General features: G+C 63.7%; 26 protein-coding genes. 11 read left to right on the forward strand and 15 right to left on the reverse strand.

Annotated elements, in window-relative coordinates; all coding sequences use genetic code 11:
- Positions 1 to 94 precede the first annotated feature (94 nt).
- Entirely contained in the window at positions 95 to 439 is a 345-nt protein-coding gene (locus ACEN8U_RS05735; RefSeq protein WP_310108266.1) for a hypothetical protein, read from the reverse strand.
- A gap of 148 nt (positions 440 to 587) precedes the next feature.
- Here ACEN8U_RS05735 and ACEN8U_RS05740 point away from each other — a divergent pair, with 148 nt between their 5' ends.
- Positions 588 to 1,574 (forward strand): zinc-dependent alcohol dehydrogenase family protein, encoded by a 987-nt coding sequence (locus tag ACEN8U_RS05740; RefSeq protein WP_310108775.1) that lies wholly within the window; start codon positions 588 to 590, stop codon positions 1,572 to 1,574.
- A gap of 24 nt (positions 1,575 to 1,598) precedes the next feature.
- On the opposite strand, the gene ACEN8U_RS05745 is transcribed toward ACEN8U_RS05740, so the two are convergent.
- Positions 1,599 to 2,018, reverse strand: a complete 420-nt coding sequence (locus tag ACEN8U_RS05745; RefSeq protein WP_310108264.1) for a cupin domain-containing protein — start codon at positions 2,016 to 2,018, stop codon at positions 1,599 to 1,601.
- Positions 2,019 to 2,116: 98 nt separating this feature from the next.
- On the reverse strand, positions 2,117 to 3,082 hold the full coding sequence (locus tag ACEN8U_RS05750) for a LysR family transcriptional regulator (RefSeq protein WP_310108262.1): 966 nt from the start codon (positions 3,080 to 3,082) through the stop codon (positions 2,117 to 2,119).
- 162 nt (positions 3,083 to 3,244) lie between these two features.
- Here ACEN8U_RS05750 and ACEN8U_RS05755 point away from each other — a divergent pair, with 162 nt between their 5' ends.
- Positions 3,245 to 3,850 carry a peroxidase-related enzyme gene (locus tag ACEN8U_RS05755; protein ID WP_310108260.1) on the forward strand — a complete coding sequence of 202 codons (606 nt, stop codon included), beginning with the start codon at positions 3,245 to 3,247 and terminating at the stop codon, positions 3,848 to 3,850.
- Positions 3,851 to 3,871: 21 nt separating this feature from the next.
- Here ACEN8U_RS05755 and ACEN8U_RS05760 read toward each other — a convergent pair whose 3' ends face one another.
- Entirely contained in the window at positions 3,872 to 5,122 is a 1,251-nt protein-coding gene (locus ACEN8U_RS05760; protein WP_310108258.1) for an MFS transporter, read from the reverse strand.
- Positions 5,123 to 5,232: 110 nt separating this feature from the next.
- Positions 5,233 to 6,159, reverse strand: coding sequence for a LysR substrate-binding domain-containing protein (locus tag ACEN8U_RS05765; RefSeq protein ID WP_310108257.1), 927 nt, complete (start codon positions 6,157 to 6,159; stop codon positions 5,233 to 5,235).
- Between the two features lie 251 nt (positions 6,160 to 6,410).
- Here ACEN8U_RS05765 and ACEN8U_RS05770 point away from each other — a divergent pair, with 251 nt between their 5' ends.
- Positions 6,411 to 7,139: a DUF899 family protein gene (locus ACEN8U_RS05770; RefSeq protein WP_310108255.1), complete on the forward strand. Its 729-nt coding sequence runs from the start codon at positions 6,411 to 6,413 to the stop codon at positions 7,137 to 7,139.
- A gap of 19 nt (positions 7,140 to 7,158) precedes the next feature.
- Here the strand turns inward: ACEN8U_RS05770 and ACEN8U_RS05775 are convergent, their stop codons facing one another.
- A complete protein-coding gene (locus ACEN8U_RS05775; RefSeq protein ID WP_014972108.1) occupies positions 7,159 to 9,132 on the reverse strand; it encodes a putative bifunctional diguanylate cyclase/phosphodiesterase in 1,974 nt (657 codons plus the stop codon).
- Between the two features lie 174 nt (positions 9,133 to 9,306).
- Positions 9,307 to 9,690, reverse strand: a complete 384-nt coding sequence (locus ACEN8U_RS05780; RefSeq protein ID WP_310108253.1) for a hypothetical protein — start codon at positions 9,688 to 9,690, stop codon at positions 9,307 to 9,309.
- A gap of 350 nt (positions 9,691 to 10,040) precedes the next feature.
- Between ACEN8U_RS05780 and ACEN8U_RS05785 the strand changes: the two genes are divergently transcribed.
- Positions 10,041 to 10,319, forward strand: coding sequence for an HU family DNA-binding protein (locus ACEN8U_RS05785; protein ID WP_006049832.1), 279 nt, complete (start codon positions 10,041 to 10,043; stop codon positions 10,317 to 10,319).
- A 191-nt stretch (positions 10,320 to 10,510) separates the two neighbouring features.
- Here the strand turns inward: ACEN8U_RS05785 and ACEN8U_RS05790 are convergent, their stop codons facing one another.
- The 3 genes from ACEN8U_RS05790 to ACEN8U_RS05800 all read right to left on the reverse strand — a co-directional run bounded on the left by ACEN8U_RS05790 (position 10,511) and on the right by ACEN8U_RS05800 (position 13,505).
- Positions 10,511 to 11,629, reverse strand: a complete 1,119-nt coding sequence (locus ACEN8U_RS05790; protein WP_310108251.1) for a 3-deoxy-7-phosphoheptulonate synthase — start codon at positions 11,627 to 11,629, stop codon at positions 10,511 to 10,513.
- Positions 11,630 to 11,769: 140 nt separating this feature from the next.
- Entirely contained in the window at positions 11,770 to 12,627 is an 858-nt protein-coding gene (locus ACEN8U_RS05795) for a DUF72 domain-containing protein (protein ID WP_374725917.1), read from the reverse strand.
- A gap of 122 nt (positions 12,628 to 12,749) precedes the next feature.
- Entirely contained in the window at positions 12,750 to 13,505 is a 756-nt protein-coding gene (locus tag ACEN8U_RS05800; RefSeq protein WP_310108250.1) for a TetR/AcrR family transcriptional regulator, read from the reverse strand.
- A 216-nt stretch (positions 13,506 to 13,721) separates the two neighbouring features.
- Between ACEN8U_RS05800 and ACEN8U_RS05805 the strand changes: the two genes are divergently transcribed.
- Genes ACEN8U_RS05805 through ACEN8U_RS05820 form a run of 4 tightly spaced genes read left to right on the forward strand, consistent with a single transcriptional unit; the run spans position 13,722 to position 19,414 of the window.
- Positions 13,722 to 14,903 carry an isovaleryl-CoA dehydrogenase gene (locus ACEN8U_RS05805; protein ID WP_310108247.1) on the forward strand — a complete coding sequence of 394 codons (1,182 nt, stop codon included), beginning with the start codon at positions 13,722 to 13,724 and terminating at the stop codon, positions 14,901 to 14,903.
- A 28-nt stretch (positions 14,904 to 14,931) separates the two neighbouring features.
- A complete protein-coding gene (locus tag ACEN8U_RS05810; protein WP_028359671.1) occupies positions 14,932 to 16,539 on the forward strand; it encodes a carboxyl transferase domain-containing protein in 1,608 nt (535 codons plus the stop codon).
- A 28-nt stretch (positions 16,540 to 16,567) separates the two neighbouring features.
- Positions 16,568 to 17,353 (forward strand): enoyl-CoA hydratase/isomerase family protein, encoded by a 786-nt coding sequence (locus ACEN8U_RS05815; protein ID WP_310108244.1) that lies wholly within the window; start codon positions 16,568 to 16,570, stop codon positions 17,351 to 17,353.
- A gap of 33 nt (positions 17,354 to 17,386) precedes the next feature.
- Complete coding sequence (locus ACEN8U_RS05820) at positions 17,387 to 19,414, forward strand: acetyl/propionyl/methylcrotonyl-CoA carboxylase subunit alpha (protein WP_310108242.1); 2,028 nt, start codon at positions 17,387 to 17,389, stop codon at positions 19,412 to 19,414.
- Positions 19,415 to 19,427: 13 nt separating this feature from the next.
- Here ACEN8U_RS05820 and ACEN8U_RS05825 read toward each other — a convergent pair whose 3' ends face one another.
- Both ACEN8U_RS05825 and ACEN8U_RS05830 read right to left on the reverse strand, forming a co-directional pair.
- Entirely contained in the window at positions 19,428 to 20,219 is a 792-nt protein-coding gene (locus ACEN8U_RS05825) for a phosphate/phosphite/phosphonate ABC transporter substrate-binding protein (protein ID WP_310108241.1), read from the reverse strand.
- 30 nt (positions 20,220 to 20,249) lie between these two features.
- A complete protein-coding gene (locus tag ACEN8U_RS05830) occupies positions 20,250 to 20,528 on the reverse strand; it encodes a DUF1488 family protein (protein ID WP_310108239.1) in 279 nt (92 codons plus the stop codon).
- A gap of 239 nt (positions 20,529 to 20,767) precedes the next feature.
- Between ACEN8U_RS05830 and ACEN8U_RS05835 the strand changes: the two genes are divergently transcribed.
- Together ACEN8U_RS05835 and ACEN8U_RS05840 are read left to right on the forward strand one after the other, a co-directional pair.
- Entirely contained in the window at positions 20,768 to 20,956 is a 189-nt protein-coding gene (locus ACEN8U_RS05835; RefSeq protein WP_013590508.1) for a hypothetical protein, read from the forward strand.
- A gap of 360 nt (positions 20,957 to 21,316) precedes the next feature.
- Positions 21,317 to 22,468 carry a porin gene (locus tag ACEN8U_RS05840; protein WP_013590507.1) on the forward strand — a complete coding sequence of 384 codons (1,152 nt, stop codon included), beginning with the start codon at positions 21,317 to 21,319 and terminating at the stop codon, positions 22,466 to 22,468.
- Between the two features lie 89 nt (positions 22,469 to 22,557).
- Here ACEN8U_RS05840 and gph read toward each other — a convergent pair whose 3' ends face one another.
- The 3 genes from gph to ACEN8U_RS05855 all read right to left on the reverse strand — a co-directional run bounded on the left by gph (position 22,558) and on the right by ACEN8U_RS05855 (position 24,993).
- Complete coding sequence (gene gph / locus ACEN8U_RS05845; protein ID WP_310108237.1) at positions 22,558 to 23,316, reverse strand: phosphoglycolate phosphatase; 759 nt, start codon at positions 23,314 to 23,316, stop codon at positions 22,558 to 22,560.
- Complete coding sequence (locus ACEN8U_RS05850) at positions 23,313 to 24,083, reverse strand: HAD family hydrolase (RefSeq protein ID WP_310108235.1); 771 nt, start codon at positions 24,081 to 24,083, stop codon at positions 23,313 to 23,315. Before ACEN8U_RS05850 ends, gph begins: the two co-directional genes overlap by 4 nt.
- A 157-nt stretch (positions 24,084 to 24,240) precedes the next feature.
- Complete coding sequence (locus tag ACEN8U_RS05855; protein ID WP_310108233.1) at positions 24,241 to 24,993, reverse strand: MotA/TolQ/ExbB proton channel family protein; 753 nt, start codon at positions 24,991 to 24,993, stop codon at positions 24,241 to 24,243.
- Between the two features lie 198 nt (positions 24,994 to 25,191).
- Between ACEN8U_RS05855 and ACEN8U_RS05860 the strand changes: the two genes are divergently transcribed.
- A complete protein-coding gene (locus tag ACEN8U_RS05860) occupies positions 25,192 to 26,352 on the forward strand; it encodes a beta-propeller fold lactonase family protein (protein WP_310108231.1) in 1,161 nt (386 codons plus the stop codon).
- The last annotated feature ends 15 nt before the right edge of the window (positions 26,353 to 26,367 follow it).

The following is a 26,367-nucleotide window of genomic DNA, read 5'->3' on the forward strand; positions in this document are numbered from 1 at the left end:
CAAGCATTGAACCATCCGCACGAGGTTGTACTGGCGACCTTGCGCTACCGAAGCAATACCAGCCTGGGCGCCTACAGCCTACAGATTGCGCTTTTTACATGGCATTGCAAGTTGTACAGGGACAGAAGACGGTCGCGTATTGCGAAGCCGTGCCGTGTCGGCATGCGGGCGATGCGTCTATTTTCAGGCGCTTTTCCGGCAAGTGGCCGATGTGCGCACGATTTGTCGAAGCAGCCGCGCCTCGCCAAGGGCGAAAAGCGTGACATTCGATGCTCACCAGCGATGAGGAGATTATGATGGAACCCGTATTGAGGAAGGCGATGGTCGCCGTATTGATCGCGGCGCTGGCAGGTGGCACTTTGGGCTGCAAACGTTCCGGCTCGAACGATACGGCGGGAACCGCGGGCATGAGCGGGCCGGCTGCGACGAGCAACAGCATGGCCCCGCCGGCAACGGCCGCGTCCGGCGCGAGCCAGTAAGCCGGCAAAGCGGGCCCTGCCTCGCGTGACGCGCCGTGCGTCGCGCGCGGCAATCCGCAAGCACAGGGGTTCGACGCCGCGCCATCCGCCATGCAAGAGGGGAATGACATGCGCGCAATGGTGTTCGACGGGACCGCTCCGGTGCTGCGTGAAAGGCAGATGCCCGAGCCGCGGCCGGCCGCGGGTCAGTTGCTGATCGACGTTCACGCATGCGGCGTGTGCCGCACCGACTTGCACGTGATCGACGGAGAACTCGCGCATCCGAAAGAGCCCCTCATTCCCGGACATGAAATCGTCGGGACCGTGGCGGCGCTGGGCGACGGCGTCACGGGCTTCGCGGCAGGCGATCGCGTCGGCGTGCCGTGGACAGGCTCTACCTGCGGCCACTGCCGCTATTGCGCGAGGGGCCGCGAGAATCTATGCGACGAACCCGGCTTCACGGGTTACACGATCGACGGCGGTTACGCGGAACGCACCGTCGCCGATAGCCGCTACTGCCTGCACCTGCCCGAGCGCTATGCCGATGTGGAAGCCGCCCCGCTTCTGTGCGCGGGCCTGATCGGCTACCGCACGCTGAGCATGGCGGGTGATGCGCGCGCAATCGGCATCTACGGGTTCGGCGCGGCCGCGCATATCGTCGCGCAAGTGGCGCTGCACCAGGAGCGCACGGTGTTCGCCCTGACGCGCCCCGGCGACACCGCCGCGCAGCAGTTCGCGTTGCGGCTCGGCGTGCAGTGGGCCGGCGGCAGCGACGAGACGCCCCCGGAGCAACTCGACGCAGCGCTGATTTTCGCGCCTGCCGGGCCGCTCGTGCCCGCAGCGTTGAAGGCGGTGGCGAAGGGCGGCGTGGTGGTGTGCGGCGGCATCCATATGAGCGATATTCCGTCGTTCCCGTACGCGCTGCTGTGGGGCGAGCGGCGCGTGTGTTCGGTTGCCAACCTCACGCGCGCGGATGGTCACGCTTTCATGCAACTTGCGGCGGATGTGCCGCTCGACATCGAGACCACGCCCTATGCACTCGCGGATGCAAACCGCGCGCTAAACGACCTGCGCGACGGCAGAGTCAACGGCGCGGCCGTGTTGTGTATGCGGTAGGGCGAGCGGGGTACCGCTAAAAAACTAGCGCGGGTCGGCGGCAGGATCGTAGGGCACGACGCGTTCGTGTTCGTCCGGCTGATTGCGCACCACGATGGCTCGCGCGGCAACACGCTCGTCGAGATTGAACGGCTGATGCGGCACGCCCGGCGGAATGAACAGAAAATCGCCGGCCTCGGTAATCACGGACTCGCGCAAGCCGGGACCATAGCGCGTCTCGACCCGGCCTTCGAGCTGATAAATCGCCGTTTCAAAGTCGGCATGATAGTGCGGCTCTGCGTGAGCACCCGGCGGCACGACGACCAGGTACATCGACAAACCCGTGGCTCGCGCAGTGCCGGCCGAAATGCCCACGAAATAGGGCAGACGCTGGCTCGTCGCCATCGCGTTCCCGGGACGAACCCTGACGACGGTGGGTTCTGCATCGTGCAGGACGTTCGACATGGCGGCTCCGTTGGCGGGTGCGGGAAGGGTCGTGGTTCAGGCGTGTAGCGAAAAGTCTAGTCGATAGGTGCGGGGTTTGCCGGACCTTCCGCAGGGCATTATCGGCCCGGCGAGGCCCGTTTGCGCTTGCCGCGCGTCGGGTCCTGACTGCGCAGCATGTCCTTGTCGCGAGCCAGTGCGGCGCGCAAACGCGGCACGGTGAAATCGATAAAACTGCGGGTTTTCAGCGGCAATTTTCCCTGACCTGCATGCATGACGCTGACAGGCACGGGCTCGGGTTCGAAGTCGCGCAGCACCCGTTTGAGTTTTCCTTCGCTGACGGCTCCGGCTGCCTGATACGACAGCACGTTGGTGAGGCCGACACCGGCGATGGCGGCATCGATCGCCGCCTCCACCGTGTTCACCGACAGTCGCGCATGAACCGGCACCGTCTGCTGTGGGCTGTGAGCGGACGCGAAATTCCATAGGAATCCAGAAGGCAGTGCGTCCGAAACAATGCATGAAAAGCGCGCGAGATCGGCAGGCGTTTTCGGCTCGCCGGCTTGAGAAAGGTAATGCGGACTCGCGCACACGACGCGGCCGACCGTGCCCACCTCGATCGCGACCATGCTGCTGTCGGGCAGCTTGCCGATGCGCAGCGCAACGTCGATATGCTCGTCAAGCAGATGCAGATTGCGGTCGGCCAGCACGAGCCGCACAGTAATCTCCGGAAAAGCCGCGAGAAAATCACTGACGATGGGCAGCACATGCAGCCGCCCGAAGACGACAGGCGCGGTCGCCACCAGTTCGCCGCGCGGCGTGCTGTACTCGCCTGCCGCGGCGCTTTCGGCTTCGCTGACCTGCTCGAGAATCTGCTTGCAGGCCGCGAGGTACGCAGCGCCCGCGTCTGTCAGCGTGAGCTTGCGTGTGGAGCGCACAAGAAGACGCGCATTCAGATGCGCCTCGAGTTCCGCGACTTTGCGGCTGACGGTGGGCAGCGGCATGTGCAGCTTGCGGCTCGCGGCGGAGAAACTGCCGCTTTCCGCCGCGGCGACGAGAATCGACATTGCTTCGAGACGGTCCATGAATCCGCACGCTCATCGAGGAAGAATCGGTGAAAAATACCCGATTGCCGCGCGTTCGGGAAGCGTGCGAACACCCGTGGACCAAGGAGATGCGCGCGGTGCGGCCCATCCGCGCGAGCGCTACAATCGTCATCACCTATCGCGCTATCACGGAGACACAGCATGGCAACGCTTCAGCCGATCAGCCGCTACCCGGTGCCCGACCCGAGCGAATGGCCCGACGACATCAGCGCGCGGATTCTCGAAGTGCAGCAGAAGGCCGGCTTCGTGCCGAATGTGTTTCTGACACTCGCGCATCGGCCCGACGAGTTTCGCGCGTTCTTTGCCTACCATGACGCGTTGATGCTCAAAGAGGGCGGGCTCACAAAAGGCGAACGTGAAATGATCGTGGTGGCCACGAGCGCCGTGAACCAGTGCCTCTATTGCGTGGTGGCGCACGGCGCGATCTTGCGCATCTACGAAAAGGCGCCGCTGCTGGCCGATCAGGTGGCGGTCAATCATCGCAAGGCCGACATCACCGCGCGGCGGAAGGCCATGCTCGACTTCGCACTGAAGGTATGCCGGGAATCGGGCAGCGTGGAGGAAGCCGATTTCCAGGCCTTGCGCGAACATGGCTTCTCTGACGAGGACATCTGGGACATCGCGGCAATCACCGCATTTTTCGGCTTGTCGAATCGCATGGCCAATGTGATTTCCATGCGGCCCAACGACGAGTTCTATTTGATGGGCCGCGTGCCGAAACCCGCGCCGGATGCCTCGCAGAAATAGGCGTATTTTTCTGGCCGCCGTTCATGCGCCCGCAGGTTCTGACTGCAATGCGGGCGTATGCAGCGCGGTGTCGTCGATCGGAAAATGCAATAGCGCCGCGACAAGTCCGCTCGCCACTGTGGCCTGCCACAGCAGCGAATACGAGCCGGTCATGTCGAAGACCACGCCGCCCAGCCATGCGCCGAGAAACGAGCCGATCTGATGACTCAGGAAGCAAACGCCGAACAGGCTGCCCAGATGCCGCGTGCCGAAAACTTTCGCCACGAGCCCGCTCGTCAGGGGAACGGTGCCGAGCCACGTGAGACCCATCACGGCTGCAAACAGCACGACCGTCATGGCACTTTTCGGCAGTACGAAGAATGCGCCGATCGTCACGCTGCGAATCAGATACAGCCAGCCGAGCACGTAATGCTGCCGGAACCGGCCACCCAACCAGCCGCACGCCCAGCTTCCGATCATGTTGAACAGGCCGATCAACGCGAGCGCCGTTGCACCGAGCCCGAGGGGCATATGGCAAAGCGACAGATAACCGGGCAAGTGCGTGGCGATGAACGCAAGTTGAAACCCGCAGGTAAAAAAGCCGATTGTGAGCAACCGGTAACCGCGATGTCGCGCGGCTTGTGCGAGCACTTCGCGTAACGGTGCGGCGAGTGCTTCCTGCCGAGGCGCTCCGGTGTGTGCGCGCCGGTCCAGGATCATGCCGAGCGGGGCCACCATCAGCATCAGGAAGGCCAGCACGAAGAGCGAGGTGGCAACACCCGCATTGAGCCGGATGCCTTGCACGAGCGGGACCATCAACACCTGTCCGGCAGAGCCGCCGGCGCTGACAAGACCCATCGCCATACTGCGTTTTTCCGGCGACGCCACGCGGCCGACCGCGGGCAGCACGACGCCGAACGTGGTGCAACTGACGCCGATGCCGACCAGCAAGCCCATGCCGACGATCAGCAACGGGCCGCTCGGCGCCACGGCCGAAAGCGTGAGGCCCGCCGCGAACGTGGTGGCGCCGAAGGCGACCACCGGGGCTGAACCGTAACGGTCCGCCGCCGCGCCCGCGAAAGGTTGCGCGAAGCCCCACACGAGATTGTGCAGCGCAATGGCGAACGCGATGAGCGTGACGGGCAAGCCGCGATCGAATGAAAACGGGCCGATAAAAAGCCCGAACGTTTGCCGGATTCCCATTGCCGCGCTGAGGATGAGCGCGGCCGCGAGAATGACGAGTGTGGTGTGATTGAAGGCGGGCGCGAAGCGCTTGCTGCTGGCGGTCGACATGGCTCTGATCTCCTTTGACGCCATGGTCGCAGCGAGAACCCGAAGCAGCAAAAGAAAAGTTTTTGACGACAGGTGAGCGGGGCTCACCTGCGTGCGGTTACCGCCGGCGCTTATTGTGCCGCGGCCGCATCGACGCTCGTGTCGCACGAGAACTGCGCCGCCTCGGCCAGTATCCATTGCCGGAAATCAAGCAGTTCGGGCCGACGGTCGGCGTTCTCCGCGCTGACGAGCCAATAGGCGGTGGCCGAGTTGACCGTGTTGAAAGCGGCTTGCACGAGCGCGCCGCTTTCGAGGTCGCGATTCACCAGCGGCCTGCGGCCGAGTGCAACGCCAAGTCCCATGCTTGCGGCTTCGAATGCGAGCTGGATCGTGTCGACCCGCAGGCCGGCGTCCGGATCCACGTGCTCCGCGCCGGTGGCTTCGAGCCAGGTCTGCCAGTCTTCGCTCGCGGCATTCACATGAATCAGCGTCGCATTGCTTAACAACGGCGTGCCCTGCACATCGCGCAGCGACTCCAGATAGCCGGGACTGCATACGGGTACGAGCTGTTCTCCAAAGAGACGCGTCCACGCGGAGCCCGCAACCGGCGCGCGGCTCAGGCGGATGGCGAAATCGAATCCGTCGACGGGAAAACCGACCTGACGATGCGACGTGTCGACCGTCACATTCACTTTTGGCCAACGCGCCCTGAAAAGCGGCAAGCGCGGCAGCAACCAGCGCGACGCGAACGTCGGCGCGCAACTCAGCGCAATCGGGCGGTTCGCGCGATGATTCGGCAGACGCTGCGTGCCGATCGCGATCAGCGAGAACGCCTCGGAAACATACGACAGATAGTCGGCGCCCGTTGCCGTCAGCGAAATGCCGCGCGGCTCGCGCACGAAGAGTTCGACCCCGAGCGCCTCCTCGAGACCGACAATGCCGTGACTCACGGCACTGGGCGTGACGTTCAACTCGGCGGCGGCGAGCTTGAAACTTTGATGCCGGCCCGCCGCTTCAAAGAAACGAAGCGCGGGCAAGGGCGGCAGACGGAGCGGCATGATGCATCCTCATATGACGGCGGCACGCGAGCGAGGCCGCGTGCGTGCGGTTTGGCGACAGCATACCGCGACGTGCGGATCATTTTCAGGCGGTTTCCATTGCAGTGCGCAAAGGCCCGCCTTCAGCGCCCTGTGAAAAATTCTTCGCGCGGGATGTCGATTCGCTGCACAGTGGATCGTCGTGTGCATAGGGCGGCTTTGCGCACACCGCGGGCCGCCTGCTTGTTTTTCTTCTCGACAGGAGATGGCAGATGACTCAACCGAACGAAGCCGCACCCAAGCTCAGGCCGGCCCGCGAACTGGCGGACTCGCCTTGCCGTTTCCCCGGCGAAAGCGCCGAATATCGCCGGGCACGCAACGACCTGCTTGCTGAAGAAATAGAATTGCGCCGCCATATCGAGCGCGTCGCCGCGCAGCGCCGCGCGCTGCCGCCGGGCGGCGTGGTGCCGGAGAACTACCGCTTCGAAGGCGAGGCGGGACCGGTCACGCTCAGTGAACTGTTCGGCCATCACGACACGCTCGTGACCTATAACTGGATGTTCGGTCCGAGGCGCGAGCGCCCTTGCCCGATGTGCACTTCGCTGCTGAGCGCTTACGACGGCGAAATGCCCGACATTCTGCAGCGCGTCGCCTTTGCGGTCATCGGCCGCTCGCCTGTTCAGAAGCTCGCCGCTTTCGCGAAGCAGCGCGGCTGGCGGTATCTGCGGCTCTATTCGTCGGCGGGGAACACGTTCAACCGCGACTATGCGGGTGAAGATCCCGACGGAGACGACGTCCCGGCGTTCAACGTGTTCACGCGGTCCGGCGGCACGGTGCGGCACTTCTGGGCCCAGGAAATGGGCCCGTGGACCGCCGACCCGGGGCAGGATCCGCGCGGCGCGCCGGACGTCATGCCTTTGTGGACCGTGCTCGATATGACGCCGGGCGGCCGCGGGCGCGACTGGTATCCGAAGCTCGAATACGACGCTGCACCGCGTTAGCCGGCTCGCGGCATCGCGATCAGTGCGGGGCGTCGTTCGCCTGACTTTGTTCGCGCGCCGATTGCAGATAGCTGGAGATGGCGCCCGAACGCATGGGCGGGCTGAACAGATAGCCCTGCACCGCGCGGGCGCCCAATGCCTTGACGACCTCCGCTTGCGACGACGTTTCGAGCCCCTCCACGACGCATTCCAGCCCGAGGTTCTTGCACAGATCCAGCACCGATTTGACGATCTTCTTCGACGCGCTATTGGAATCCACGTCAGTCATGAAACTGCGGTCGATCTTGATCGAATCGAACGGCAGGCGGTGCACGTAGCTGAGGCTGGAATAACCGGTGCCGAAGTCGTCGAGCGAAACGCGGCAGCCTGCCGCCTTGATCATCGTGAGGGCGGAGCGGGCCTGTTCGAAATCTCGCGTGAGCGCCGTCTCCGTGATTTCGAACGACACGCGATGCGGCGGCACGCCGCTCGCCGCGACAATGTCGATCAGCCGGCGCGCACGTGCCGACGTCGAAATATCGATGGCTGAAAGATTGAACGACAGATAAAGCTCGGACGGCCAGTGCGGCACTTCCGCGAGCGCCTTGTGCAGCAGCACTTCGGTGATGCGCAAAATGAGTTCGGTGCGCTCGGCAATGCGGATGAACTCCTCCGGCTTGACTGCGCCGAGCCGCGGATTGTGCCATCGGCCAAGTGCTTCGAGCCCGATCGTGCGTCGCGTCACGACATCGGAGATCGGCTGAAACTCGAGAAACAGTTCGGACTCCAGATCGGCATGACGCAGTTCCTGCGTGACGAGGCTCGAGCGTCGAATGCGCGTTTCGTGTTCGGTCGAGAAAATCACGGCGGTGCCGCGGCGGCTTTCCTTGCCCACGTACATCGCGGCATCGGCGCGCTCGAACACCTGCGTGACCGTCTTGCCTGCGTCCGGAAATGCGGCCCAGCCGATCGTGCCCGACAGTTCCGCAATATTGCCCCCAACGCGATACGGCTGGCTCAGTGAGTCGCAAATGCGCTGACCTAATTCCAGCAGCGCATCTTTCGATTGGCGGTCTTGCGCGAGCACGCCGAACTCGTCGCCGCCGAGCCGCGCAAAGAAAATGCCGGGCTCCGCGAGCGCAAGGAGCCGCGCGCCCACTTCCTGCAGCACGAGGTCGCCGCTTGCGTGGCCGTAAATGTCGTTGACCTGCTTGAAGCCGTCCAGATCGATGAGTCCCACGTTGAAGGCCCCGTCCGTCGCGAGTGCCTGCTCGGACAGCGCCCGCAGCGAGGCGAAGAAACTGCGGCGGTTAGGCAGATCGGTCAGACTGTCGATGCTGGCGAGGCGAAAGTTCTCGTCGCTGAGCCTTTGGGTTTTCTCCTGACTCGCCTGCAAATCGCGCTGCGTGTGCACGACGCCGGCAAACGACCGGTAATACAGTTCGATGATAAACGCGAGGGCGAGTCCGACAAGCGACATGTCGACGGCCATTGCGATGAAAACCGGAGACCCTGTGAAGACGAGAAACGTCGCAAAGCTCAGGATGACAATGGAGAGCAACAGCAACGCGGCTACGCGCAGGTGCATCAGGCAGAACACGCAGCCCACCACGGTCGTCGCCATATAAAACGCCACCTGTGCCTGTTCGTAGGGCGTGCCGTAGGGCAGCAGCATGAGCGACCAGGCGGTGAACGCAATGCCGAAAATGCCGGCCATCCAGATGAGTTTGCGCAGCTCCGGTACGGCTTTGTCATGAGTGAGCACGCGATTGCGGCCGCGCCACCAGCGCACGCATCGCACGATACACAGCGCGCATAGCACGCCCGGAACGTACATTGTCATCCACGCCGGTGCACTGCGCAGATGCGTGACCGTGACGGCCATCGTATTGACGATCAGGATGAAGTAAAGGAGCGGAATCTGGCGGCCGAACGCCTGGACCTGCGAACGCACGAGTTCGGGGTCTCCTTCGGCAACAGACAACGCTTCCCTCAATCTGGCTATTGCAACCATTCCTGTCCTTTAACGTTTGCGCCGCATACGCAGCTAGATATATCGGCAGGGCCGGTCGGACCTTGAGCGCGCTAGACCCGGTGCTGGGTGTCGGCATCGGTAATAACGACGTGCGTGTGCGCACGGCACCGTGTTATACCGCATCATTTCAGTAAATTTGACCCGTGATGGCGCTCAAAGCGTCGGGCAGGACAGCACGCGCAACGGGCCGAGCGTCGTTCCCGGTTCGCCGTGCGTGGCCGGGCTGCCTTGCGGGGGAGTGGAAACGAGGCGCACGGCATTCTCGCCGGCATTCGCCAGAACATACTGTTCGGCGCTGTCCTCCGGCTGCCAGTAAGCGCGAAATACGCCATTTTCGCCGAACACGAGCAACTTGCCGTGCACCGTTTTTGCCCTGCTTATGAGGTCCACCGCCTCACCGTCGCGCACCTGGAACGGCTGCGGTGGGCTTGCCGTGCCCGCGCGCGCGAGCGTCGCGCAGCCGTTTTCATCGGCAAAAACGCTCGTGCCAAAGAGCGTGCCGAGCAGGACACCTGTTGCAATATGGCGAAATTTCATTTTTTCTTTCTCCCGATTGCCGGCTTGCACGGCGCCTTGCAAGGCGAGTGCCGACGCTTGCGCGCGGCGCGCCAACACGGTCAAAAAGCGCTGTGCGCGCGCTTTAACGCTCGCTAAAGCCCTGAAATTGCAACGGATTGTGATTCAAGGCTCGTGCCGGTCAAGCCGGAGAAACACGTAAGCGCGCGATTCTTATGGCACTTTGCCCGCGAAAATCGTCAAATCGCCCGTGGACGGGTGAAACAAGGCTTACACGCAGGGTTTGCGCGAAAGCGCGCGGATGCGTTAGTGTGTCGGTCCCGGCGCGACAGATGTAGCGCCGGTTCCATGATTACCATACGGGAAGTGCTATGAACAAACAGGAACTGATTGATGCAGTCGCCGCAGCGACGGGCGAAAGCAAAGCGGCCACTGGCCAAACCATCGACGCTATCGTTGAAGCGGTGACCAAAGCCGTGGTCGGTGGCGATACGGTGCAACTGGTCGGTTTCGGTTCTTTCTCGACCGGCGCGCGTGCAGCACGCGTGGGCCGCAATCCGTCGACGGGCGCCGAGATCCAGATCGCCGCGGCCAAGACGGTGAAGTTCACCGCAGGTAAAGCGTTCAAGGAAGCGGTCAACGCGTCGTAATGCAACGCGCTTCGCGCCGGAGCGTCCGCACTGCCCCCGCATCGTGCTGTCAGGGCACTGCGAGCGACGCCTCGGGTGCGAAGAATCACGCGCTGCCCAGCCCCGATCAGACGAATCCATCGGCGGATGGCGCGGCGCGTGTGCGCCGGCTTGTCTCGAGCCGGCTTGCCGCACTCACGCGGCTTGTGGCATCAGCCCGCGCGGCGCTTGCGGGTCGCCTCGGCGAGGGTTTCCAGCACCGGTTCGGTTTGCGCCCAGCTGACGCAGGCATCCGTAATGGATACGCCGTAACGCAGCGGCTCTCCGGCCTTCAGATCCTGACGGCCTTCTTCCAGATGACTTTCAAGCATCACGCCGATAATGCGGCGCTCCTGCGCTGACAATTGCTGCGCGAGATCCTGAACCACATCCAGCTGACGCAAATGCGATTTGCCGGAATTCGCGTGCGAGCAGTCGATCATCACCTGTTCGCGCAAGCCCGCTGATTTGAGCGCCGCACAGGTTGCGGCCACGGAAGCGCTGTCGTAGTTCGGCCCTTTCTTGCCGCCGCGCAGAATCACATGGGCGTCGTCGTTGCCGCGCGTTTCGAAGATCGCCGCCATGCCCATTTTCGTCATGCCCATGAATGCATGGCTCGCGCGTGCGGCGACGATTGCATCAGCGGCGATCTGCACGCCGCCGTCGGTGCCGTTCTTGAAACCGATGGGGCAGCTGAGGCCGGAAGCCAGCTGCCGGTGACTTTGGCTTTCCGTTGTGCGCGCACCGATTGCGCCCCACGCGATCAGGTCCGCAATGTACTGCGGGCTCAGCAGGTCGAGAAATTCGGTGGCGGTGGGCAAGCCGAGACCGTTGATGTCGAGCAGCAATTGCCGCGCGAGACGCAGGCCCTCGTTAATGCGGAAGCTGCCGTCCAGACGCGGATCGTTGATATAGCCTTTCCAGCCGACCGTGGTGCGCGGCTTTTCGAAGTACACGCGCATGATGATCAGCAGGTCGTCTTTGTACGCATCCGCGGCGGCTTTCAGTTTGTGCGCGTAGTCGATGGCCTGGTCGTGGTCGTGAATCGAGCAGGGCCCGACGATCATCACGAGGCGGTCGTCGCGCTCGTGCAGAATGTCCGCGATTTCCACGCGGGTTTGTTCGACGAGCAATTGCACCGCGGGCGGCACGGGCAGTTCGTCCTGCAAGAGAGCAGGGGAAATCAGCGGGCGGACGGCGCCGATGCGCACGTCGTCGATGCGCGTGGTGTCCTGGGTGGCGTCGGCCGAGCCGACTTCCTGATCGTGCAAAGGATTGTCGATGGCGCTCAAGGTATTCTCCCGGACTTGTCGATGTGAGCTGGCCTCGCGGCCTTGAATATGAATGGGGTTGCGTGTGATGCGCTGCCGGGATTATGACATTCGCGTGCCGCTGCCGAGAAACGGCGCCGTGCGAGGGTGCTGGGCGCCGCTTAAAGCCGCTCGATTAGCGCCATCGCCGCAGCCGGATTGCGTTCCTTGAAGCCGCTGATCACATAGAGATAAACGTCGCGCGCGGCGGCTTTCGCGGGAGCCTCGCCGCAGGTCTCCAGATCGCCGGGCGTCGTGCCCGCCGCCAGTTGGCGCGCTCGCTCGGCCCATGCGTCGAGCGCTTTGGTTGAATAGCCCTTGGCCTGTTTGTCGGTGGTGCCCATGATGCGCGCGTAGACGAACGGCGCGGTGATGTCGGCGATTTGCGGGTACTCGCTGTCCCCGGCCAGCACCACGGCGACCTTGTATTTGCGTGCCAGCGCGATGAACTCAGGCGTCCTGAAGCTTTCGTGACGGACTTCAATGGCGTGGCGGAGTTTCACCCCTTCGATGCTCGCCGGCAGCAGCTTCAGAAAGGCCTCGAAATCTTCGCTGTCGAATTTCTTGGTCGGCGCGAACTGCCAGTTGATAGGCCCGAGCTTCTGCTTGAGCAACAGCACGCCGCTCGCGAAAAAACGCTCAATGGTCTCGCCGGCGTCCGCCAACACTTTTCGATTGGTCGCGTAACGCGGCGCCTTCAGCGAGAAGACGAAATTCTCCGGCGTTTCCTGATACCACTTTTCATAGCTCGCCGGTTTTTGCAAACCGTAGAACGTGCCGTTGATTTCGATCGAACTGAGGTGCCGGCTCGCGTATTCGAGTTCGCGGCTTTGCGTGAGATCTTCCGGATAGAACGGGCCGCGCCACGGCGCGTAAGTCCAGCCGCCTATGCCGATTCTGATCTTGCCGGCTTTTGCGGAGCGGGCGCTTGTCGTGTTCCTCGATGATGTTGCGGCTTTCGCGGGCTTGGAATCGGCCACCTGACGTTCTCCTTCGGGCTGCGCCGGAGCTGACGGTAGACGCGTAGATTAGCCTTTTTTGCCGCGCCGGGCAGAGCCTACGAAAAAGCATAGCGACGACACCCGGTGGTGCCGATCCGCACCTATTCGCCGCGAGCCGGGTGAGCGGCGTGGGTGGACGCTTCACGCGTAGCGTCTTCGAAGCGCCGGCTGGCCTCGGCGACTTCCGCGCGAAACTGCTGCAACGCATGGACTGCGGGGTTCTGAGGCGTCAACGCGGCCCACAGTACTTCGATCAATTGGTCGGCGGTTGCCTCGATGTCGGTATGACGGTTGGCGAGCGTTGCGTCCCACAACACGTGTTCCATGGGGCCGAACACCATGGAGCGCAGCAGACGCAGCGGCATGTCCGAGCGAATCTGGCCGCTTTCCTGGCCTTGCGCCAATACGCGCATCAACGGTGCGGTGTAGCGGCGCTGCAATTCGGTGAGCGCCTCGCTCAACTCGTGATGGCGCGCGCGTCCTTCCGAGAGCACGAGCGCGCACAGGTCGGTACCGTTCACGAGCATGAGGCGCAAATGGGTGCGCACGATGAACGCGAACTGCTGGCGCACACTGCCGTCGCGCGGCAGCCCAGACTCTATCGCGCCGATGATTTCGTCATACCAGTCGCCGATCACCCGCGCGCACAACTCGCGCTTGCCGCGGAAATAGCTGAACACCGTGGCCTCGGACACGCCGAGGCGCTGGGCGATCTCCGCGGTGGTGGCGCGTTCATAACCCTTTTCGGAGAACACGTCGCGGCCCGCCTGAAGAATCTCCTTCACGCGCTGCTGCGACTTGCGCCCGGCGGGCTGGCGCCGCGACGCGGGCAGTTCGGGCTTGAGAGCGACCGTCATATGAGTTGAAGTCAAGTTTGTCGGCGGATTGGGCGGTGAAAGCCCCGTGGATTCGATGCTACCACAGTACAGGCGGCAATAAACTGGGTGAAGGCAGTTTCTGAGTATCACTCAAAAATACCTATTGACGCTTACGTAAATCTGGCGTGAAATGCGCGTTGAACGAATTCGCCGGCAGCCATGCGCCGGCCGTCAACGAACTCTGGAGACACCGCAATGAGCAACCTGCCCGGTTTGCAATTCCCGCTCGGCGAAGAAATCGAAATGCTGCGCGACAGCCTTGCCGGATTCGCTGCGAAAGAAATCGCCCCGCGTGCCGCGGAAATCGATCGCACGGATCAGTTTCCGATGGACTTGTGGCGCAAGTTCGGCGATCTCGGCGTGCTCGGCATGACGGTCTCCGAGGAATACGGCGGCGCGAACATGGGCTACACCGCGCATATGGTCGCGATGGAAGAGATTTCGCGCGCGTCGGCCTCGGTCGGTCTCTCGTATGGCGCGCATTCGAATCTGTGCGTGAACCAGATTCATCGCAACGGCACCGAAGCGCAAAAGCAGAAGTATTTGCCGAAACTGGTATCGGGCGAGCATGTGGGCGCGCTCGCCATGAGCGAGCCGAACGCCGGCTCGGATGTGGTCAGCATGAAACTGCGCGCGGACAAGAAGGGCGACCGTTACGTGCTGAACGGCACGAAGATGTGGATCACCAACGGGCCGGATTGCGACACGCTGGTCGTCTACGCGAAGACCGACATCGAAGCCCAGTCGCGCGGCATTACGGCGTTTATCGTCGAAAAAGGCATGAAGGGTTTCTCGGTTGCGCAGAAGCTCGACAAGCTCGGCATGCGCGGCTCCCATACGGGCGAACTCGTATTCGAAGACGTTGAAGTGCCGGAGGAGAACATCCTCGGGCAACTGAACGGCGGCGTGAAAGTGCTGATGAGCGGGCTCGACTACGAGCGCGCGGTGCTCGCGGGCGGCCCGACCGGCATCATGGTCGCGGTGATGGACGCGGTCGTGCCGTATATCCACGACCGCAAGCAGTTCGGCCAGTCCATCGGCGAATTCCAGCTGATTCAGGGCAAGGTCGCCGATCTCTACACGACCTTGCAGGCGTGCCGCGCCTATCTGTATGCGGTGGGCCGCCAGCTGGATACGCTCGGCAAGGAACACGTGCGCCAGGTACGCAAGGACTGCGCGGGCGTGATTCTCTATACGGCCGAAAAAGCCACGTGGATGGCCGGCGAAGCAATCCAGATTCTCGGCGGCAACGGCTATATCAACGAGTATCCCGTCGGACGCCTGTGGCGCGACGCGAAACTCTACGAGATCGGTGCAGGCACGAGCGAAATCCGTCGCATGCTGATCGGCCGCGAGCTGTTTGCGGAAACGATGTAAGCCGAGCCACGAACAGGAGAACGACGCGATGCCCGTCATCGAATCCAGGTTGAATCCGCGCTCCGACGATTTTCGCGCGAACGCCGCGGCGCTCGAGGCGTTGGTCGACGATCTGCGCGCGAAAGTCGAAAAACTCGCGCTCGGCGGCGGCGAGGCCGCGCGCCAGAAGCACACCGGGCGCGGCAAGCTGCTGCCGCGCGAACGCATCGAGAAGCTGCTCGATCCGGGCACGCCGTTTCTCGAGTTCTCGCAACTCGCGGCGTACGGCATGTATAACGACGACGCGCCGGGCGCGGGCGTCATCACGGGTATTGGGCGGATTGCGGGGCACGAGTGCGTGATCGTCTGCAACGACGCGACGGTCAAGGGCGGCACGTACTACCCGATCACGGTGAAGAAGCACGTGCGCGCGCAGGAAATCGCCGCGGAAAACCACTTGCCGTGCGTATATCTCGTCGACTCGGGCGGCGCCAATCTGCCGAATCAGGACGACGTCTTTCCGGATCGCGATCACTTCGGCCGCATCTTCTACAACCAGGCGAATCTGTCGGCCGCGGGCATTCCGCAGATCGCCGTCGTGATGGGCTCGTGCACCGCAGGCGGCGCGTATGTGCCGGCCATGAGCGACGAGTCGATCATCGTGAAGAATCAGGGCACGATTTTTCTCGGCGGCCCGCCGCTCGTGAAGGCCGCGACCGGCGAGGTGGTGAGTGCCGAGGACCTGGGCGGCGGCGACGTGCACACGCGTCTGTCCGGCGTGGTCGATCATCTTGCGCAGAACGACGCGCATGCGCTCGCCATTGCGCGCAGCATCGTCGGCAACTTGAATCGCACGAAGCACGTGCCGGTTTTGCTGCAGGCGCCGAAGCCGCCGCGCTACGACGTGAAGAGCATATACGGCGTGATTCCGGTGGATACGAGAAAGCCGTTCGACATTCGCGAGGTGATCGCCCGCATCGTCGACGATTCGGCATTCGACGAATTCAAGGCACGCTACGGCACCACGCTTGTGTGCGGCTTCGCGCATATCTGGGGGCATCCCGTCGGCATCATTGCAAACAACGGCATTCTGTTTTCGGAGTCCGCGCTGAAGGGCACGCACTTCATCGAACTATGTTGCCAGCGCAAGATTCCGCTCGTGTTTCTGCAGAACATCACGGGCTTCATGGTGGGCCGCAAGTACGAAAACGAAGGCATTGCGCGCAACGGCGCAAAGATGGTGACGGCCGTTGCCACGGCGAAGGTGCCGAAGTTCACGGTGATTATCGGCGGCTCGTTCGGCGCGGGCAACTACGGCATGTGCGGCCGCGCGTATTCGCCGCGCTTCCTGTGGATGTGGCCGAATGCGCGCATCTCGGTCATGGGCGGCGAGCAGGCGGCCTCGGTGCTCGCCACGGTTCGGCGCGACGGCATCGAGAGCCGAGGTGGATCATGGAGCGCCGAGGAAGAAGAAGCCTTCAAGCAGCCGATTCGCGAGCAATACGAGCACCAGGGGCACCCGTACTATGCAAGCGCGCGCTTATGGGACGACGGTGTGATCGACCCGGCGCAAACGCGCGATGTACTCGGCCTGGGTTTGTCTGCCGCCATGAATGCGCCGATCGAAGACACGCGCTTCGGCGTGTTCCGGATGTGACAGCGCGCGACGCATGGGAGCCGCCACGATGCAATACGAAACACTGAATGTCGACATCGCGGGATACGTCGCCACCGTCACGCTGAATCGCCCGGACGTGCGCAACGCATTTAACGAAACCATGATCGCCGACATCACGTCGGCCTTCACCACGCTCAACACGCGCGACGACGTGCGCGCAGTCGTGCTCGCCGCAAACGGCAAGGCGTTTTGCGCCGGCGCGGATCTGAACTGGATGAAAAAAATGGCCGGTTACTCGGACGACGAGAACCGCGCCGACGCCATGTTGCTCGCCAACATGCTGTCGTCCATTTATCGCTGCAACAAGCCGGTGATCGGACGCGTGAACGGCGATGCCTACGCGGGCGGTATGGGCCTCATTTCCGCGTGCGACATTGTCGTGGCCGTAGAAAGCGCGCGCTTCTGCCTGTCGGAGGCGCGCCTCGGCCTGATTCCGGCGACCATCGCGCCGTATGTGATCCGCGCGCTGGGCGAGCAGGCGTCGCGCCGCTATTTCATCACCGCCGAGCAGTTCGATTGCGCGACGGCGTTGCGCCTCGGCCTCGTAAGCGAAGCGGTCCCTGCAGAGCAACTCGACGCCACCGTCCAGCAGATCGCGCAAACGCTGTGTGCGAACGGGCCGCAGGCGGTGCGCGCCTGCAAGCAGCTCGTGCAGGACATGGCCGGCCGCGAGCTGAACGGCGCATTGATCGAAGACACGGCGGCGCGCATTGCCCGTACGCGAGCCGGCGCGGAAGGCCGCGAAGGCGTCGCGTCGTTCCTCGAAAAACGTACCCCGGCCTGGCGCGACTGACACCAGAAAAATATCCCGAGATCGAGACAACTCATGTTCAACAAGATCCTGATTGCCAACCGGGGCGAGATTGCGTGCCGCGTCGCCGCAACCTGCAAACGGCTCGGCATCGCGAGCGTCGCCGTCTATTCGGATGCGGACGCCAATGCCAAGCACGTGAGCGCATGCGACGAAGCCGTGCATATCGGCGGCGCCACGGCGGCGGAAAGTTATCTGCGCGTGGAGCGCATTATCGAAGCGGCGCGGGCGAGCGGTGCGCAGGCGGTGCATCCCGGCTACGGCTTTCTGTCGGAAAACGAAGACTTTGCGCAGGCCTGCGAAGCGGCGGGCATCGTGTTCATCGGACCGCCCGTCGACGCGATTGCAGCGATGGGTTCGAAGGCCGCCGCGAAGGCGCTGATGCATGCGGCAGCGGTGCCGCTCGTGCCCGGTTATCACGGAGATAATCAGAACCCCGAATTATTGCATCGCGAGGCCGATGCGATCGGCTACCCGGTTCTGCTGAAGGCGAGTGCGGGCGGCGGCGGCAAGGGCATGCGCGTGGTGGAGCGCAGCGACGACTTCCTTGCGGCGCTTGCGTCGTGCAAACGGGAGGCGGCGAGCAGCTTCGGCAACGACCGCGTGCTGATCGAAAAGTATCTGACGCGGCCGCGCCACGTCGAAGTGCAGGTTTTCGCGGATCGTCATGGCGGGGCGGTTTATCTGTTCGACCGCGACTGCTCGGTGCAGCGTCGTCACCAGAAAGTGCTGGAAGAGGCGCCCGCGCCCGGATTGCCGGCGCAAATCAAGCGCGAGATGGGCGAAGCCGCGGTCGCCGCCGCGCGCGCGGTGAAGTATGTCGGCGCGGGGACCGTCGAGTTCATCATGACGTCCACCGGCGAGTTCTATTTCATGGAAATGAACACGCGCCTGCAGGTCGAGCATCCCGTTACGGAAATGGTCACCGGCCAGGACCTGGTGGAATGGCAACTGCGCGTGGCCGCCGGCGAACCGTTGCCGCTTACGCAGGAGCAACTGAGGATCGACGGGCATGCCATCGAGGCGCGCATTTACGCGGAGCATCCGGCGCGCGGCTTCCTGCCGTCCACCGGCACGCTCAAGCATTTGCGCATGCCGGAAGGCGTGGAATTCGTCATCGACGCCGCCGGTCTCGGCGAGCCGGGCCGCAAGGCGCCGGTGCGCATCGACAGCGGTGTGCGCGAGGGCGACACGATCACGCCGTTCTACGATCCGATGATTGCGAAGTTGATCGTGCACGGTGCGACGCGAGAAGAGGCACTCGCGCGAATGAGCCGCGCGCTGCATGCGTGCGAAGTGGTCGGCCCGCATACGAATGTCGAGTTTCTGCAGCGTATTGTGCAAAGCGAGCCGTTTGCGAGCGGCGATCTCGATACCGGTCTCATTGAACGGCATCATGACGCGTTGTTTGCGCCCGTCAAGAAGCCGTTCAAGGAAGCGTTGGCGCTCGCGTGCGCCGCGCTGCTCACACGCGAGGGCGGCACCGCGCATGGCGCGTCGCCTTGGGACGCACTGTCGCACTGGCGGCTCAATGGCGGCTACACGCAGACGCTCGGCTGGCGCAATGTCGAAGACGAGAGCGTATTCACGGTCACGTTCGCGCGCAACGGCGCCACGCAAACCCTGGAGCATGACGGTGTGCGCGAAGGCTTCACGTGGTCGAGCGGCGCGGGCCTGCACGAATATCGCGCGACGATCGGCGATGCGCGGGCCACGGGCCGCGTGTTCATCGACAGGGATACGTTCCATGTGTTCTGCCTCGGCCACGCGCTGGCGTTCGAATGGCAGAACCTGCTCGCGCACGCCGCGGATGCCGAACATGGTGAAGGCCGCCTGACCGCGCCGATGCCGGGCAAGGTCATTGCCGTGCTCGTCGAGCCGGGCACGGTGGTGGAAAAGGGCACGCCGCTCATCGTGATGGAAGCGATGAAGATGGAGCACACCATCGGCGCGCCGGCAGCCGGCACGGTGTCCGAGGTGCTGTATGCGGTGGGCGATCAGGTCGCCGACGGCGCGCAGCTTCTGGTGCTGGACGTGCAGTAGCCGTGCCGTGCCCTCAACCGAGCCGCGTGTATCCCACTGCACGCGCCTCGTTTTCCAGCTGAGCGATGCGCTCGTAGTCCGCGAGCGGCAACGCGGAAAACCCCTGCAAACGTAGGCGTTTTGTGCGCTCGGGATGCACCGCGAGCGCTTCGTTCAGCGCCTCGCGCAGCGCGCCCACGGTTGCGGCGGGCACGGTGTCCGAGGCGATCAGCGGCAGGCCCGGCGACGCGGCCGTCATGCCGATGCGCCGCACGCGACGCGCCAGCTCCGGCATTTCATCGCACACGAAAGCGAACGTCACGCAATCTATTGCGGCGACGTCCGCGCGATTGTCCGCGACCGCTTGCAAGGAACCGACATGCGAGCCGGTGCGCAGCGCCGCGCGAAAGAACGCGCCTTCCTGCGCATACGGCGCGACAGCGTGGCGCAGCGCATTCATGCCGCTGTTCGAGTCGTCCTGATTGTAGGCAACGCGTGCGCCGCGGCATGAGGCGAGCGTATCGAACGGTGCGTCGGCGCGCGTGACGATCACGCTCGCGTAATCCGCACCTTCACAGCCGGGCGCGTCGAAACGCGGCGTCGCGATGAGTTGCACCTGTTCGCGCAAACCGTGCATCAACGGGTAGCCGCAGGTTTGCGACATCAGCAGATTCGGGCGCCGCCAGAAGCCGTGCAATTCCTCATCCGGCTCGACGATGCGGCACGCCGGCTTGACCATGCGCAGCACGTCGGCAAGCCACCCGCGCCATTCGCTTTCCAGCGAAGGCGTGACGTTGTACATCGGCAAAGCGGCGATCCAGGTCATGATGCGGTGCGGGCATGGCAAATGGGCAGACTAATGCATGATCATACGGAATTCGTCGACGCCGAGCCGCACGGGCTCCGTCGGCCGGAACGTCCACTTTCGTGCGGCCACCGTGAGAATCTCGTTTTGCGCGCCCTCGAAAGCGAGCAACAGATCCTTCTTGCGGGCGCTCGCCGCGCCGCAGTAGGCGATGAGCGCGTCCGCACTGACTTCGAAAATCTGGGCCCGATCGTCGCAGCACACCCTGAACGCGACCGTTGCGCACTCCGTGACACAGGGCCGGAATCCTTCATCCACATAGACCGACATGGCGACCTCCTTTCGCGCGCGCGCCTGAGTCGTCAGCATGACAAGCTGAGCGCCTCCGGTATGTGGGAGAGCCAGCATTCGCCGCAAAGTGGCTGTGCATGCGCCCCGGCGCCCGTCGCCGATTGTTTCGGCGAGGCAAGGTTTTGTAACCGCCGCCGCTTTCGCAGCCGGTATTCGACCGTTCGCCTCGTGACTTGCTGACTACACTCGCCTTGTTCGATCCATCAAGACGGGAGAAGATGTCCGATACCAGCCGACCCAACCATGCGATGCCGCGCGCAATCCGGCAGGCGACCCTCGTCGCCGCAATGGCGGTGCTGCTCAGTTTGCAGGGCTGCGCAACCTCACTCGAAACCTTCGGCCTGGGCGCAGGCGTGGGAATTGTCGGCGCATTCAGTCTGCTCGGCTGCGCAATAGGGTGCCATTGAAGAAGCGAAGGCCTGAAATAATCAGAAAGGGAAACTCGGATTAATAATCTGAAATAAATAACGCTCTATTAAGTTTGGGAAAAGATTACGAAAGGCAGATCAGTCGTTAATGACTTGACTCGGCGCCTTCTGCGCGGGCTAAATCCCGCTGTTCGGTTCTTTCTCCGTGTCTCCACGCAGGGAAAGTCGTTGCGCCGGACTTGGGGCTATGTGTTCGCACATGGCCCCTCATTACTCGTGTATTAATTTGTCATGCTAATGGTGTGGCAAACTGCAAACACTTTTATTGAATTTTCAATTGATCGATGTATGCTGCGCATCCCTAATGCCTTTCTCAACCTGAATAAAGGAATAACAAGGATGAAAAAAACAGCATTGACCTCGGCGTCTCTCGCACTGCTCGTCGCGACGGGGTCCGCGCATGCACAAAACAGCGTGACGTTGTATGGCGTGATCGACGCCGGCGTCGGCTACGTGCATAACGCCAGCTCCAGCAGCAACCTCGCCGGCATGCTCAACGGCAATCTCAGCGGCGACCGCTGGGGCCTGAAGGGGCAGGAAGAACTGGGCGGCGGCCTGAAGGCGATCTTCACGTTGGAAAACGGCTTTGACGTCGGCACCGGCAAGCTCGGGCAAGGCTCGCGCGAGTTCGGCCGCCAGTCGTTCGTCGGTCTGACGGGCGCGACGTGGGGCACGGTCACGGCAGGCCGCCAGTACGACCCGATCACGGACATGGTGCAGGGCGTCACGGCCGACAATTTCTTCGGCTCCGCGTTCGCCACGCCGGGCGACGTCGACAACAACGACAACAGTGCTCGCGTGTCGAACGCGATCAAGTACGTGTCGCCGAACTACGCCGGCCTGCAGTTCGAAGCGCTGTACGCATTCAGCGGCGTCGCGGGTCAGGCGGGCCAGGGCTACACCTATAGCGGTGCGGTGTCGTACACGAACGGTCCGTTCTCGCTGGCGGGCGGCTACCTGCGTGCGACCAACGCATCGGCCACCGCCGCGCGTTCGAGCTGGGCAAGCAGCACGACCGATTCGATTTTCGACAGCCATATCAACGACGGCTACGTGACGGCGAAATCGGTCAGCATTGCGCAGATCGGCGGCCAGTACGTGGTCGGTCCCGTGACGCTGGGCGCTTCGTACAGCAACACGCAACTGAAGAGCGACGGCGCGTCCACCTTCACCGGCACCGAGAAGTACAACAGCGGCAAGGCTTTCGTTGCGTATCAGGCGACGCCGGCACTCGTCGCGGGTCTGGGTTACGCGTACACGGCCGCGTCCGGCGACACGTCGGCGCATTATCACCAGTTCAGCCTGGGCGCGGACTACTCCGTCTCCAAGCGCACGGACTTCTACGCGGTCGCGGCGTATCAGCATGCAAGCGGCACGCAGCGTCTCGCCAATGGCACGACGCAGGACGCGCAGGCGTCCATCGGTTCGTATGGCTACAACGGCACCGACTCGCAGGCGCTCGCGATTGTGGGTATCCGTCATAAGTTCTGACGTGAACCGTGCTGTGGTAACTGCCTGCCGGCGGCTTCCCGCGCAGTAGAACAGGTGATGACCCGGATGCGCGAGCCTCCGGGTCGTCGTCATTGCGGCGGCGAAAACGGCAAAGCCGGATCGGCAATCAGGCGCTCGTCCTGCGAGGCAAGCAGCTCGGGCAACTCCATGAACGAGCCGATCGAGGCATCGCTTTGCAAAGCCGCCGCGCCGTCCGGCCCGCCGTAGCCATAGCTCACGATCCACACCGGCATGCCCGCGGCGCGCGCCGCGCAGACATCGACCGGCGAGTCGCCTACCATGACGCTGCGCCCCATCTCGACGCCGAGCAATCGGCACGCGTGCCACAGCGGTTGCGGCGCGGGTTTCATGCTGTCGATCGCATCGCCCGCAACCAGCACGTCCAGATAGCTCGCCAGCGCGGTGATGCGCAGCAGCCGCGCGGCCAGCGCCTCCGGTTTGTTCGTGACGCACGCGAGCCGGTAGCCGAGCCGCCGAAGCTCCCGCAGTCCCGCCTCGACATGCGGATAGACATGCCCGAAGCGCCCGTTGGTCTCGTCATAGTGCCGATGAAAGACCGCGAGCGCCGCCTCGCGGTCCACGTGTCCAGCCAGGGCCGCCGCTTCGAGCGTGCGCGTCACGAGATTCGGCACGCCTTTGCCGATAAAACCGCGGACGACGTCGAACGGTAGCGGCGCCTCGCCGAACTCGGCCAGCATGCGGCTCGCTGCTTCGACGATATCCGGCGCCGTGTGGACCATCGTGCCGTCCAGATCAATCAGCACGGCACGCGTCAAGGCGCGCGCCAACTCCGCGCTTCGGGGCGAAAGAAGCGGCTGCATGCTCATGCCGCGGCGGCTTCGCTCGACGCCTCGCGATGCCAGCCGCGCAAGATGTCGAGGGTCACCCACGCGGGCCCGTCATGGGCCGTGGTGGACGGGAGGGGCGCATCAGGGTCGCCCAGATGAGGAAGCACGGCGAGTGCGCCCTCGAACGAATGATGCGCCGTGTACGCCGTCGGCGTCACGACTGTCGGGACGAGCGCCGCGCGCGCGGCACGCAAGCCGTTGGCGGAATCTTCGAAGGCGACGCAATCCGGGCCTTTCAGACCCAGTTGCCGGAGCACGTCGAGGTAGACGTCAGGTGCCGGCTTTTTTAACTGCGTCGTGCTCGCATCGCAGATGGCGGCAAAGCGGCGGCGCCACTGCGGGCCGAACGACGCGTGCAGGAGCGCGTCGAGGTTGGCGGGCGTGGTGGTCGTCGCAATCGCGACGGGAATGGAGGCCGCGCGGGCTTCATCGATCAAGCGCGCTATGCCCGGCCGCAACGGCAAGCCGCCGTCGCGCACGCGGGCTGTGTAGTGGCGCGTCTTGATCGCATGCACCGCGTCGATCACGCGGCTCACGCCCGGCCCGTGTGTCTCTTCCGGATCGGCCATACGCCAGTAATGCAATAGACGCTCCTTGCCGCCCGCCACGTCGAGCAGACGCGCGTAGAGCGCTTCGTCCCAATGCCAGTCGAGCCCAGCCTCCACGAACGCCGCATTGAACGCGTGCCGGTGCGCGCTTTCCGTATCGGCAAGGGTGCCGTCCACGTCGAAGATCAGGGCTTGCATGGGTCGCTCCGGAACTGATGCGAGGCCGGCTTCCTGTTTGCCGGCGGTTTGCAATCACGATAGCGGAGCGAGCCTGCGAGCTGAATTCAGAGATTCTTTGAGGGGCGATAACGCATCCTTTAACGGTTGCGTGCAGGCGGCCGGAACCCGTGGTCTGTCACGCATGCGGCAACTGCAGCCCTGTCACGAAGTACGCGTGCAGTCCATGCGCAAACCGCTTGAGCCGCGTGACGATCGACTTGTTCGCGCGCGTGAGGCCGTTATAGCCGAGCACGGCCGGTATCGCGACAAAGAGCCCGAAGGCGGTCATGATCAAGGACTCGCCGACCGGTCCGGCGACGCGATCGATAGAGGCCTGCCCCGTTTCGCCGATCACGATCAGCGCGTGATAAATGCCCCACACGGTGCCGAACAGGCCGACGAACGGCGCAGTGCTGCCGATCGAGGCCAGCACCGCGAGGCCGCTTTGCATGTGCGCCACGGCGTCGTCGATGCTGCTTTGCAAGCGGCGCGCGATCCAGTCGGACACGTCGATGCGGTCCTGCAGATGCGGTTTATTGTCCCGGTGATGCGCGGCCGCCTCCGCCGCAGCCATCGCAAGCGCGAGCAGCGGATTGTCGCGCAGCGCGGCAGCGGACGCTTCATCACTGCGGCCGCCGTGGTTACCGTGGTTTGCGAGGCCACTGCCGCTGCTCAGCCCGCTCAGGTTCTGAAGCCCGTGTTCGAAGCTGTCAGCCTGCCAGAACTGCGCGTCGGTGCGGCCCGTCAGCCGTTTGATGCGCAGCACGTTCCACAGCTTCACGACAATGACCGTCCATGACAGCATCGACATGACGAACAGCAGGCAGAGGATCGCGCGCGTAACGAGATCGCCGCTTTGCCAGACATTCGCGAGGCCATAGTGCTGCATGAACGTTTCCTTCGGCTCGACGAGCCGCCGTCTTCATTGTCCGCCGCCAGGCAGCATTTTAGAACCGTCGCCCGCGTGGGCGCGTCAATTCGGGAAAATCTCCCGCCCTTTCGCCGTTGTCAAACAATCCTCTCATGAACTACTTTGCCTGAATGCCGGACTCGCGCGACGTCGCGCTTACATAACGGAGCACAACCCATGCTGGAGACACGCTTTCGCAACGCAACACGGGGACGTCCCCTTGTTTTAGCCGGAATTGCAGCGGTGGTGCTGGCGGCCATGGCGGCAACCGGGCCGGGTTGGGCGCAGGCCGCGGTGCCGACGGCCTATGTGACGAGCGAGAAGGCCGGCGTCGGCGTGATCGACCTCGACCAGATGACACTGTCCAGAACCTTCCCGGTGGGCGCGGCGGGCCCGCGCGGCCTGAGTTTGAATGCGGACGGCTCGCGTCTGCTCGTGGCCAACAAAAACACGGGCGACCTCGCGGTGATCGACACGGCGTCGGGCGATGTCGTGCAGCGCGTGAAGATCGGCAAAAACCCTGAGTTTGTGCGCGTGCACAAGGGCTACGCCTACGTGACCTACGAGCCCGGTGAAGAAGGCGGCCCGCCCGCGACCCAACCGCAGGCCGGAAAGCAAACGGGGCAACGGCCCGACAAGCACGCCAACGAGGCCGGAGAGGCCAGCAAGCCCCACGCCGACGACGATGACGACGCCAACAAGCCGCCGGCGGAAATCGCGCTCGTCGATATGAAAACGTGGCGCGTGGTGCGCTCGGTGACGAGCGGGCACGAAACCGAGGGCATCGAATTTTCACGCGACGGCAAGAACATGCTCGTCACGAACGAAGGCGACGATACCGTCTCCGTCTATCACGCGCGCACCGGCGCGCCGGTGAGGACAGTGAAGCTCGCGCCCGGTGGACGTCCGCGTGGCATTCGCCTGTCGCCGGACGGCAAGCAGTATGTGGTGACGCTGGAGTCGCTGAGCAAACTCGTCGTGATCGACGCGCACACGTTCAAGGTGCTGAAGACCGTCGACACGAAGCTCGGCCCTTACGGCGTCGCGTACAGTCCGGACGGTAAACGGCTCTTCGTCGCGGCGGCGCGCGAGCAGACGGTGCAGGTATTCGACGGCCACAGCTACGAACATCTTGCCGACGTGCCGGTCGGACAGCGTTGCTGGCACTTCAGTTTTACGCCGGACGGCGCGAAGCTGCTCGTCGCCTGCGGGCGCTCCGACGCCGTGTATGTGCTCGACGCGCGCAGCTATCAGCCAATCACGCAGATCGGCCAATTGCCGCTTGCGTGGGGCATCGTCACGTATCCGCCCGGCGACGGCTCGATCGAATCGCGTTAAAGCGGAGCGTGGTCC

It is taken from the genome of Paraburkholderia phenoliruptrix (assembly GCF_047325075.1).
Classification (GTDB): domain Bacteria; phylum Pseudomonadota; class Gammaproteobacteria; order Burkholderiales; family Burkholderiaceae; genus Paraburkholderia; species Paraburkholderia phenoliruptrix.

Coding starts and splice junctions, on each gene's coding strand:
- ACEN8U_RS05735 (WP_310108266.1), bottom strand. CDS start 439: ATGCTGTTGCTCGTCGCAGCCGGCCCGCTCATGCCCGCGGTTCCCGCC.
- ACEN8U_RS05740 (WP_310108775.1), top strand. CDS start 588: ATGCGCGCAATGGTGTTCGACGGGACCGCTCCGGTGCTGCGTGAAAGG.
- ACEN8U_RS05745 (WP_310108264.1), bottom strand. CDS start 2,018: ATGTCGAACGTCCTGCACGATGCAGAACCCACCGTCGTCAGGGTTCGT.
- ACEN8U_RS05750 (WP_310108262.1), bottom strand. CDS start 3,082: ATGGACCGTCTCGAAGCAATGTCGATTCTCGTCGCCGCGGCGGAAAGC.
- ACEN8U_RS05755 (WP_310108260.1), top strand. CDS start 3,245: ATGGCAACGCTTCAGCCGATCAGCCGCTACCCGGTGCCCGACCCGAGC.
- ACEN8U_RS05760 (WP_310108258.1), bottom strand. CDS start 5,122: ATGTCGACCGCCAGCAGCAAGCGCTTCGCGCCCGCCTTCAATCACACC.
- ACEN8U_RS05765 (WP_310108257.1), bottom strand. CDS start 6,159: ATGCCGCTCCGTCTGCCGCCCTTGCCCGCGCTTCGTTTCTTTGAAGCG.
- ACEN8U_RS05770 (WP_310108255.1), top strand. CDS start 6,411: ATGACTCAACCGAACGAAGCCGCACCCAAGCTCAGGCCGGCCCGCGAA.
- ACEN8U_RS05775 (WP_014972108.1), bottom strand. CDS start 9,132: ATGGTTGCAATAGCCAGATTGAGGGAAGCGTTGTCTGTTGCCGAAGGA.
- ACEN8U_RS05780 (WP_310108253.1), bottom strand. CDS start 9,690: ATGAAATTTCGCCATATTGCAACAGGTGTCCTGCTCGGCACGCTCTTT.
- ACEN8U_RS05785 (WP_006049832.1), top strand. CDS start 10,041: ATGAACAAACAGGAACTGATTGATGCAGTCGCCGCAGCGACGGGCGAA.
- ACEN8U_RS05800 (WP_310108250.1), bottom strand. CDS start 13,505: ATGACGGTCGCTCTCAAGCCCGAACTGCCCGCGTCGCGGCGCCAGCCC.
- ACEN8U_RS05805 (WP_310108247.1), top strand. CDS start 13,722: ATGAGCAACCTGCCCGGTTTGCAATTCCCGCTCGGCGAAGAAATCGAA.
- ACEN8U_RS05810 (WP_028359671.1), top strand. CDS start 14,932: ATGCCCGTCATCGAATCCAGGTTGAATCCGCGCTCCGACGATTTTCGC.
- ACEN8U_RS05815 (WP_310108244.1), top strand. CDS start 16,568: ATGCAATACGAAACACTGAATGTCGACATCGCGGGATACGTCGCCACC.
- ACEN8U_RS05820 (WP_310108242.1), top strand. CDS start 17,387: ATGTTCAACAAGATCCTGATTGCCAACCGGGGCGAGATTGCGTGCCGC.
- ACEN8U_RS05825 (WP_310108241.1), bottom strand. CDS start 20,219: ATGACCTGGATCGCCGCTTTGCCGATGTACAACGTCACGCCTTCGCTG.
- ACEN8U_RS05830 (WP_310108239.1), bottom strand. CDS start 20,528: ATGTCGGTCTATGTGGATGAAGGATTCCGGCCCTGTGTCACGGAGTGC.
- ACEN8U_RS05835 (WP_013590508.1), top strand. CDS start 20,768: ATGTCCGATACCAGCCGACCCAACCATGCGATGCCGCGCGCAATCCGG.
- ACEN8U_RS05840 (WP_013590507.1), top strand. CDS start 21,317: ATGAAAAAAACAGCATTGACCTCGGCGTCTCTCGCACTGCTCGTCGCG.
- gph (WP_310108237.1), bottom strand. CDS start 23,316: ATGAGCATGCAGCCGCTTCTTTCGCCCCGAAGCGCGGAGTTGGCGCGC.
- ACEN8U_RS05850 (WP_310108235.1), bottom strand. CDS start 24,083: ATGCAAGCCCTGATCTTCGACGTGGACGGCACCCTTGCCGATACGGAA.
- ACEN8U_RS05855 (WP_310108233.1), bottom strand. CDS start 24,993: ATGCAGCACTATGGCCTCGCGAATGTCTGGCAAAGCGGCGATCTCGTT.
- ACEN8U_RS05860 (WP_310108231.1), top strand. CDS start 25,192: ATGCTGGAGACACGCTTTCGCAACGCAACACGGGGACGTCCCCTTGTT.